Consider the following 8,573-nt stretch of genomic DNA (forward strand, 5'->3'; position numbering starts at 1 on the left):
TTGGAGTGGCGACAGCGCACGGTTCTCGACTCAGCCGAGCTTGGCCAGCAGTCCCTTCACGCCCAGGATGTTGATCACCCGCATCAGGTTGTAACTCAATACGCCCAGACTGTACTCGCTATGGGCGGAAGAGAGCCCCCAGCAGGTCAGACGCCCCTTGTTGAGCAAGCGCTTCAAGGTGGCAAAGGTCGGCTCCACCGTCGCCATGCGCCGAACCATGCGTTCGGGGGTGGCCTGCTGCTGCGCCTGCTTCAGCGCCTCCTCGTGGAAGTGGCGTGTTACCCAACGTCGGTCGGCGGTCGTGCATCGGGCCTGTAAGGGGCATTGACTGCAACCGGTGCGGCTATACAGGTGCATCCGCTGTTTGCGCTGGATCGTCTTGTGATGGAGTAACTCACCCGCCGGGCAGCGGTAGGCATCTTCATCCGGCAGGTAGATAAAGTCGCTTTTCTGGAAAAACTCGCCTGAACCCCGGTTGTTGACCGCGCGGTTTGAGGGCACCGCGACGTTCACGCCGGTCTTCCAGGTCTTCTCGATTTGCTCCCCGTTGGAGTAGCCCGCGTCAGTGACGACGGTTTCCAAATTACCTTCCAGAGCCTGCTGGGCCGCTTCGGTCATCGGCTCCAGTTGCTGGTTGTCTGTTCCCGCCTGAGTCAGTTCATGATCCACCGCCAACTGGTGCTTAGCGTCAACGGCGTTCTGGGCGTTGTAACCCACCACCATGCCTTCTCGCCCGGACTTCATGAGCCGGGCCTCCGGCTCGGTCCGGCAGGTCTGGGTGTCCTCTTCCTCCACCAGGACCTGGAGCTCGTCCTGCAGTTCAGCCTTGTGGGCCTGTAAGTACGCCAAGGCATCGTTGACCTTGGCCTGATCCAGGTCGGTTTCCGCCTGCTGATCCGACTCGGCCAGCTGCCCCAGGTAGCGGTCGATCTTGTGCTCCAGCTTGCCCAGCTGCTGTTCCAGTTGCTTGCGGGTCAGCGCCTGGTCTTTGCTCGCCGCCGCCTTGAATTTACTGCCATCAATAGCGACCAGGTGGCCGCTGACGAGGCCTGCCTGTTTGCAGAAGAGAACGAACTGGCGGCATACCCGCTTGATCGCTTGACCATTGTCCTTGCGAAAGTCAGCAATCGTCTTGAAGTCCGGTGCCAACTGCTTCATCAGCCACAACACTTCCAGATTACGGTGGCATTCCTTCTCCAGGCGGCGGGTGCTGCTGGTCTGGTTCAGGTAGGCGTAAATATAGAGCTTGAGCAAATCGCCCGGATGGTAAGGCCTACGCCCCGTCGTGGCGGTCTGCGCCTTGTCGAAACCAAGTTCGGCGACATCCAGGGAATCGACGAAGGCGTCGACAACCCGAACGGGATGATCTTCCGCAACGTATTCTTCAACACTGGGTGGCAGCAGCGAGGTTTGGTGGCGGGGCTGTCCTTGCAGGTGTCGCATACAAAAATAGCCGTGAACGGTGAGTTCACGGCTATTCTGCCAGCTTCAGAGGCTGTTTTCACACAGCCTCCTCGGGGCGCCTTTTTTCGTTGCCACATCCGGAATCCTGAAGCACGCAAGCTCTAATAGCTGGTACCGGCCCGGATCGACTGGCTGAGTGTTTGCTGCAGGTAAAAGTTGAGTTCCAGTTCCGCTTCGAGGGCATTCTCGAAAGGCCCCTGGAACGTGCCTTCGCGGGTTTCGAAATACCAGGCGCCATTCACATAGCTGAACCGTTCGGTGCGAAACCAGTTCTTTTCCGTTTCTCCCTGTCTTACCACCATCTTGCCCCCCTGACATAAGCGAAATCACTGTGCCGACGGGCATACCCGGCCACACTGGGGATCGGGCGATCCGGCCAACAGCATTCCGGGGATGCGAGCTTTCTGAACGACTTCACACTAAGCGTAGGAGATCAGCAGCGACGGGAAAGACTGATTTGGAAACAGCTAAAAGGGCGTTATAGCGGATAGGCATCAAGACCGGCCCCGGGGCGGGACCGGCCATCGGACCGATCAATCCTCGAAGATATCCCGCATGAACTGCGGCTGGGCCAGGGCGCCCTTGTGGATGTCCTCGTTGTAGTAGCGCGTCACGAACGGGCGCTCGGCGGCGTCTTCCTCACGGAAGTAGTGCAACGGGTTCTCCTTGCTGGCCATGGTGCAGCTCCACCAGCCCGTGGGATAAACCGGCTGCGGGAACGGCAGCGTCACCACGTGATCCAGACCGGCCTTGTGCATGTCGGTGTGGATGTCCTTGATGATGGTGTCCGCGTGCAGCAGCGGGGATTCGCTCTGTTGCACGATGATGCCGCCCTCACGCAGGGCCAGCATGCAGTCCCGGTAGAAGTCCAGCGCGAACAGGCCTTCGGCCGGGCCCACCGGATCGGTGCTGTCGATGATGATCAGGTCGATGCTGTCCGGATCGGCGTCGCGGATCCACTGGATGCCGTCGCCGAAGAAAAAGTTGGCCCGGGGGTCTTCATTGGACTCGCACAGCTCCGGGAAATATTTCTCCGACATGCGGGTCACCCGCTCGTCGATCTCCACCTGCCAGGCCTCTTCCACGTCCGGGTGTTTGAGCACCTCGCGCAGGGTGCCGCAGTCTCCACCGCCCACCACCACGACCTTGCGCGGCGCACGGTGGGTAAACAGGGCCGGGTGCGTCATCATCTCGTGGTAGAGGAAATTGTCGCGGCTGGTCAGCATCACGCAGCCGTCCAGCACCATCAGGTTGCCGAAGGTCGCGGTCTCATAGATTTCCAGTTTCTGGTAGGGCGTCTGCTCTTCGTGCAGCTTCTGCTTCACCTGTAGAGAGAACGCCGTGCCCTGGTCCTGGAAAACCTCGGTGAACCAGCCATCGTTCAGTGCTGACATTGTTTCATTCCTCCTGCCCTGTGGGTCGAAAGCCGCGATTGTAGAGAGTCATTGTCCTGCGCCAAAGCACAAAAATACAGGTATTTGCCGAAGTCGACATCTTACGGCGCTTCCCGCTAAGCGCCTGCTTTCTTTACAATGGCGCCTCAAAGACAGGACGGATTCGGCCATGACAGACAGCAACGCGCACAAGGTCTACAACATTGCCCACTGGGGCGAAGGTTACATCGATATCGACTCGGCCGGTGACGTGCTGATCCGACCGGACCGGGGCCACAGCGGAGCGTCCATCAACCTGCCGCAGCTGACCCGGGAACTGCTGGACAAGCAGGTTCAGCTGCCGGTCCTGGTGCGCTTCGGCGATATCCTGCATGACCGCGTCAACAGCCTCTGCGACGCCTTCAACCGGACGGCCCGGGACAAAGGGTATCAGGGCCAGTACACCGCCGTTTACCCCATCAAGGTGAACCAGCAACGCCACGTTGTCGAGGCGCTGACCCGGGCCGAGCCCGCCGCCAGCAACGGCCAGATCGGCCTGGAAGCCGGCAGCAAGCCGGAATTGATGGCCGTCCTGGCGCTGTCCCGCAAGCCGGGCTCGGTCATCGTCTGCAACGGCTATAAGGATCGCGAGTACATCCGCCTGGCGCTGATCGGCCAGAAGCTGGGCCACACCGTCTTTATCGTGGTGGAGAAGCAGTCGGAGCTGCCCGAGATCCTGGAGGAAGCCAAGGCCCTGTCGGTGAAACCGCTGATCGGCGTGCGCGCCCGGCTGGCGACCATCGGCAAGGGCAACTGGCAGAACACCGGCGGGGAAAAGTCCAAGTTCGGCCTGTCCGCCAGTCAGGTGCTGGAGACCGTCGAGCGCCTGAAGGCCGCCAATGCGCTGGACTCGCTGCAGCTGCTGCATTTCCATCTGGGCTCCCAGATCGCGAACATCCGCGATATCCAGACCGGCCTGAAGGAATGCGCCCGATTCTACAGTGAACTGCGCGACCTCGGCGCGCCCATCGAAACGGTGGATATCGGCGGCGGCCTGGGCGTGGACTACGAAGGCACCCGCTCGCGCAGCAGCTGCTCGATCAACTACAGCATGGGCGAATACGCCTACAACGTGATCCACACCCTGCAGACCGAATGCGATCGGGTCGGCATCCCGCACCCGAACCTGATCAGCGAATCCGGCCGGGCCATGACCGCCCACCACGCGGTGCTGATCACCAACGTGATTGATGAAGAGGCGCCGGCCAATCCAACGCCGAACGCGCCGGCCAGCGACGCTCCCGGCCCGCTGCACGACCTCTGGCGCGACTACAACAGCCTGCAGGATCGTGACCCGAACCGGTCCCGGGTCGAAATCTACCACGACGTGATGCACGCCATCAGCGACGTGCACGCCCTGTTTGCCCACGGCCTGCTGTCGCTGCCCCACCGGGCCGAGGCGGAACAGCTCTACACCGCCTGTTGCCGCGCCCTGCGCGCCCGGCTCGAAGCCGGCAACCGGGCCCACCGTGAGATCATCGACGAGTTGAACGAGAAGCTGGCCGAGAAACTGTTCATCAACTTCTCCCTGTTCCAGTCACTGCCGGACGTCTGGGGCATCGACCAGATCTTCCCGGTACTGCCCATCAGCGGGCTGAACCAGCCGATCAACCGCCGCGCCGTGGTGCAGGACATCACCTGTGATTCCGACGGCCGGATCGACCGCTACGTGGACGGCCAGGGCGTGGAAACCACCCTGCCCCTGCCGGAAGCCAAGCCCGGCGAGCCAATGCTGATGGGATTCTTCATGACCGGGGCCTACCAGGAAATCCTGGGCGACATGCACAACCTGTTCGGCGACACCAACTCCGTCGACGTCAGCCGCGGCGACGACGGCAGTTACCGGATCCGGCATCTTGTCGAGGGCGATACGGTGTCCAAGATCCTGCGCTATGTGAACTTCGACCCGGACGCGCTGCGCCAGGCCTACCGGAGCAAGTTCGAAGCGGCCAAGCTGCCCGACCGGGAAAGCGAGGCCCTGCTGGCGGAACTGGAGCAGGGCCTGGAAGGCTATACCTACCTGGAGGACTGACCGCGGGCTTCGGTCCGATAGGCCGACGGCGAACAGTGCTCCCACTTGCGGAAGGCCCGGCCGAAATTGGACGGGTCGCTGTAGCCCAGTTGCCAGGCGATCACCTCCACCGACTGGGACGTGCGGGTCAGCAGCCAGCGCGCGCGGACAGCACGGACCTCATCCAGCAGGGTCTGGAAACCGGTGCCTTCCCGCTTGAGCTGCCGGCGCAGTGTCCGGGGCGAGACGTGCAACCGTTCGGCCACCGCATCCAGTCCCGGCAGGGGCTCGCTGGTGACGCTTTCCAACACGCTACGAACCCGTCCCGAGACCCCCTGATGCTGGGCCAGTCGGACCAGTTCCGCCTCGCATTCCGCTTCCGCCAGACGCCGGGCCACCGGATTGTGCAGTGCCATGGGCAATCCCAGCATGTCGGCCTGAAAGCGCAGTTGGTTGGCCGGCTGGCCAAAATGGGCCGCATCGCCGAACAGGGCCGCGTAGCGGGCCCGGTGTGCCGGCTCCGGCGCTGGATACGCCAACCGGCAGGAGCCGCCGTACATGAGCTGTTTGCCGAACAGCAACTGATTGACATCCATCAGCGCCGCCAGCACTGCCTCAACATTGAAGCGGTAAAGATCGTCAAAGTCGTGGCGCATGGTCAGCTGGATCACCGCCTCGCGCCCCTCCACAAAGAACGTCAGGTCGATGTACGCGAAACGGATCGAGAAATACTTGGCCAGTGTCCGCAGCGCCTCGTCGATGGTGGCGCAACTGATGGCCGCCTGGGACAGGGAGCCGTGGGTGGTGAATTTGAGCCGCTGGCCGAACGCCAGCCCAAGCGCGGGATCGTCGCTCTGCTGCAACGCCTCGCGGCAGACCGCGACGAATTCCGCCACTGTCAGCAGCGTGTCCGGATGGGCCAATCGATCGGCCGACAGACCCGCGGCGGCAAACACGGCATCCCGCTTGCCACCTTCCTCTTCCAGAAGCTGGCCCAGAATTTCCACATAGTGCGCGCGGGTCGCGGGGCTGTGCAGGTCGAGGGCATCACTCATCGGCGTCAGTGCTCATGAGACGTGGGTGACCGGCAGGTTAAAGGCCGATGCGCCTTGCCACAATTACCCCATCGACGGACCGGCGCTGACGGTTGGGTCATTTTCAGTTTTTTTTGCTCACCGGGTGATCCGGCCCAAACCGACCGGCGTAAATCCGCTGGACTGACAAACCCATGGCGAGCACTTAGAATGATGACATCAACTCGTGCAAAGACAGCCACCACAGGGGATCGCAACGTGTCCACGCCGAATCCCGGCTCCAACCGAACAGAGGGCCGAAAAGACCCCTGGAGCCAGCTGCTGGACAAAGTCGGCAAACAGCAGGACCGGGAAGCCTATCGGGCCCTGTTCCAACACTTCGCGCCGCAGATCAAGTACTACGCCATGGCGAACGGCCTGGCTGGCCAGGCCGAAGAGCTGGTGCAGGAAGTGTTCGTGTCCATCTGGCGCCGTTCCTGTCTTTACGACTGGCGCAAGGCCGCTGCCTCCACCTGGATTTTTACCATCGCCCGGAACCAGCGCATCGACATGCTGCGCAAGATGCAGCGCTCCCGCGCGGAAATGACCGTCGACACGGAGGATCTGTGGCAGATTCCCGGTGATGACGAGAACGAGCCGGTCACCTCCCTGCACCGACTGATGTCGGAACGCCGCATCCGGGACTCCCTCAAGCACCTGCCGGAAGAACAGATCACCGTGATCGCCAAGGTGTATATGGAAAACAAGTCCCACCAGATCGTGGCCGATGAATTGAACATCCCACTGGGCACGGTCAAGAGCCGCGTCCGGCTGGCGCTCAACAAGCTCAAAGTTATTCTGCAGGACCAGAACGCATGACCCAGCACCATCCTGACAGTCACAGCCTGATGGAATTCAGCGCCGGGAACCTGAGCGATCCCCACGCGCTGTGTATTCGTCTCCATCTGGACGAGTGTCCGCACTGTCGCAGTCGCGTGGACACCCTCGACAGCCTGGGTGCCGTCCTGATGGACGAGCAGCCCGGAGCGGGCGTGGCTGACGATGCGTTCGACCGACTGATGTCACGCATCGATGCCGGCACGCCGGAACCCCAGCCCAAGCCGGCACCACGCGGCAACCCGTTGCAACGGCTGCTGGGCGACGACCTGAATCACCTGCCCTGGAAGCGGCAGCTGGCCGATGTCAGCGTGCTGGACATCAGCCATCTGTTTCCGGGCCAGCCGGAGAAAGTCGTGCTGCAGAAACTGTCGGCGGGCGGCAAGGCCCCGGCACACACCCACCGCGGCCTGGAAACGACGATCGTGCTGCAGGGCGCGTTCACCGACCACAAGGGCGTGTTCAACCAGTGGGATTTCGTGGTGCTGGACGAGCACGACGAACACCGGCCGGTGGCGCTGGAAGGCGACGACTGCATCACCCTGTCCGTGCTCAGCGCGCCGCTGAAGCTGACCGGCACCTTCACCCGTTTACTCAATCCGTTTATCCGATAGCCGATCTTGTACTCACTCGCCCCGGCCTGCCGGGGCTTTTTTTGTGGGCGAGCCAGCCCCCCCCCCCATTTCCTACCACGGCAATGACGATCCGTCCCAGCTGAAGAACTGGCCGTTGTGCTCCGTATCCAGGCCATCGTAGATCGACAGCAGGTTGGTCGCCGTATCGTGCGGCCCATGCACCTGCAGTTGCGCCAGGGACTGCTGGAACGGTTCACTCAACCGCGTGCGGGTGGTGCCGGGATGGACGGCCACGCAGGTGACCGGCCTGATGCGCCGCGGCAGTTCGATGGACAGGTTCCGTGTCAGCATGTTGAGGGCGGCCTTCGAGGCCCGGTAGCCGTACCAGCCACCGAAACCGTTGTCGCCGATGGACCCCACCTTGGCGGATACGGCCATGATGCGTTTGAGACGTTTGTGACGCAGCCGGGGCAGCAACGCCTGCACCAGCAGCACAAACGCCGAGGCGTTGATCTGGAAGGCGGTTGCCAGCGCCCCGGCATCCAGATCCTCCAGCCGCTTCTCCGGCCGGATGCCCTCGCCGTGCAGGCGGCCCACCGCATAGATCACCCCATCGATATCCTCCTGCAACGCCAGTTCGGGCGCCGGGTCGAGCGCATCCCAGGGCAGCAACGATAGAGCGTCACCGTATGGGGCGGCCCAGTCCGCGGCCGCATCAGGGCGACGACAGAGGCCGGTGACGGTGGTGTCCGGGCGCTCCAGCAACTGTTGGATCAAGGCGCGACCGATGCCACCGGTGGCGCCGGCGACGACAATATGCGGCATGGGATTCTCCGTCTTCAGGTTCAGGGCTCTCCCCATCATTACGCCCGGCAACGTTGCGCGGACTTCAGGCCCCTGTCCGAAAATGACCGATACTTGTCAGCTTTTGACCTTCTTCCCAGGCGCGGTATCTGGAGAATAGACCCCGTTGATTAGTGTCTCTGAACTAGTCCGGCTTGTTCCCTTCGGGGTAAGCCATCTTGCTTGTCCAGCCACGCCCTATGGCGTGGTTTTTTTTGTGCGCCCGGCACGGGCGCACTCCTGGAGGTGCAAGTCCTCCCGTGAGCTGGCCACAGCGAGCGAAGTGAAGCGCAACTGCGGAAGGGCGACCGACCGTGGGGAGGAAGCGTGGAGCGTA

General features: G+C 62.4%; 8 protein-coding genes. 3 read left to right on the plus strand and 5 right to left on the minus strand.

Annotation, left to right across the window (positions count from 1 at the left end):
- Positions 1-30 precede the first annotated feature (30 nt).
- The 3 genes from EB809_RS19935 to speE all read right to left on the minus strand — a co-directional run bounded on the left by EB809_RS19935 (position 31) and on the right by speE (position 2,858).
- Positions 31-1,443 (minus strand): IS1182 family transposase, encoded by a 1,413-nt coding sequence (locus EB809_RS19935; RefSeq protein WP_123636611.1) that lies wholly within the window; start codon positions 1,441-1,443, stop codon positions 31-33.
- A gap of 122 nt (positions 1,444-1,565) precedes the next feature.
- Complete coding sequence (locus EB809_RS19940) at positions 1,566-1,766, minus strand: DUF6316 family protein (protein WP_123636612.1); 201 nt, start codon at positions 1,764-1,766, stop codon at positions 1,566-1,568.
- Positions 1,767-1,997: 231 nt separating this feature from the next.
- Positions 1,998-2,858, minus strand: coding sequence for a polyamine aminopropyltransferase (gene speE / locus EB809_RS19945; protein WP_123636613.1), 861 nt, complete (start codon positions 2,856-2,858; stop codon positions 1,998-2,000).
- A 169-nt stretch (positions 2,859-3,027) separates the two neighbouring features.
- On the opposite strand from speE, the gene speA reads away from it, so the two are divergent.
- Positions 3,028-4,929 carry a biosynthetic arginine decarboxylase gene (gene speA, locus EB809_RS19950; protein WP_123636614.1) on the plus strand — a complete coding sequence of 634 codons (1,902 nt, stop codon included), beginning with the start codon at positions 3,028-3,030 and terminating at the stop codon, positions 4,927-4,929.
- Here speA and EB809_RS19955 read toward each other — a convergent pair.
- Entirely contained in the window at positions 4,914-5,963 is a 1,050-nt protein-coding gene (locus EB809_RS19955) for an AraC family transcriptional regulator (protein ID WP_123636615.1), read from the minus strand. The genes speA and EB809_RS19955 overlap by 16 nt on opposite strands.
- A gap of 189 nt (positions 5,964-6,152) precedes the next feature.
- Between EB809_RS19955 and EB809_RS19960 the strand changes: the two genes are divergently transcribed.
- Together EB809_RS19960 and EB809_RS19965 are read left to right on the plus strand one after the other, a co-directional pair.
- Positions 6,153-6,800, plus strand: a complete 648-nt coding sequence (locus EB809_RS19960) for a sigma-70 family RNA polymerase sigma factor (protein WP_123636616.1) — start codon at positions 6,153-6,155, stop codon at positions 6,798-6,800.
- The gene (locus EB809_RS19965; RefSeq protein ID WP_123636617.1) at positions 6,797-7,432 is read left to right on the plus strand and encodes a ChrR family anti-sigma-E factor; all 636 of its coding nucleotides are present in this window, start codon (positions 6,797-6,799) and stop codon (positions 7,430-7,432) included. The genes EB809_RS19960 and EB809_RS19965 overlap by 4 nt, the downstream gene beginning before the upstream one ends.
- Positions 7,433-7,504: 72 nt before the next feature.
- On the opposite strand, the gene EB809_RS19970 is transcribed toward EB809_RS19965, so the two are convergent.
- Positions 7,505-8,218, minus strand: a complete 714-nt coding sequence (locus tag EB809_RS19970; protein ID WP_123636618.1) for an SDR family oxidoreductase — start codon at positions 8,216-8,218, stop codon at positions 7,505-7,507.
- Between the last annotated feature and the right edge of the window lie 355 nt (positions 8,219-8,573).

Source organism: Marinobacter sp. R17 (genome assembly GCF_003789045.1).
Classification (GTDB): Bacteria; Pseudomonadota; Gammaproteobacteria; order Pseudomonadales; family Oleiphilaceae; genus Marinobacter_A; species Marinobacter_A mangrovi.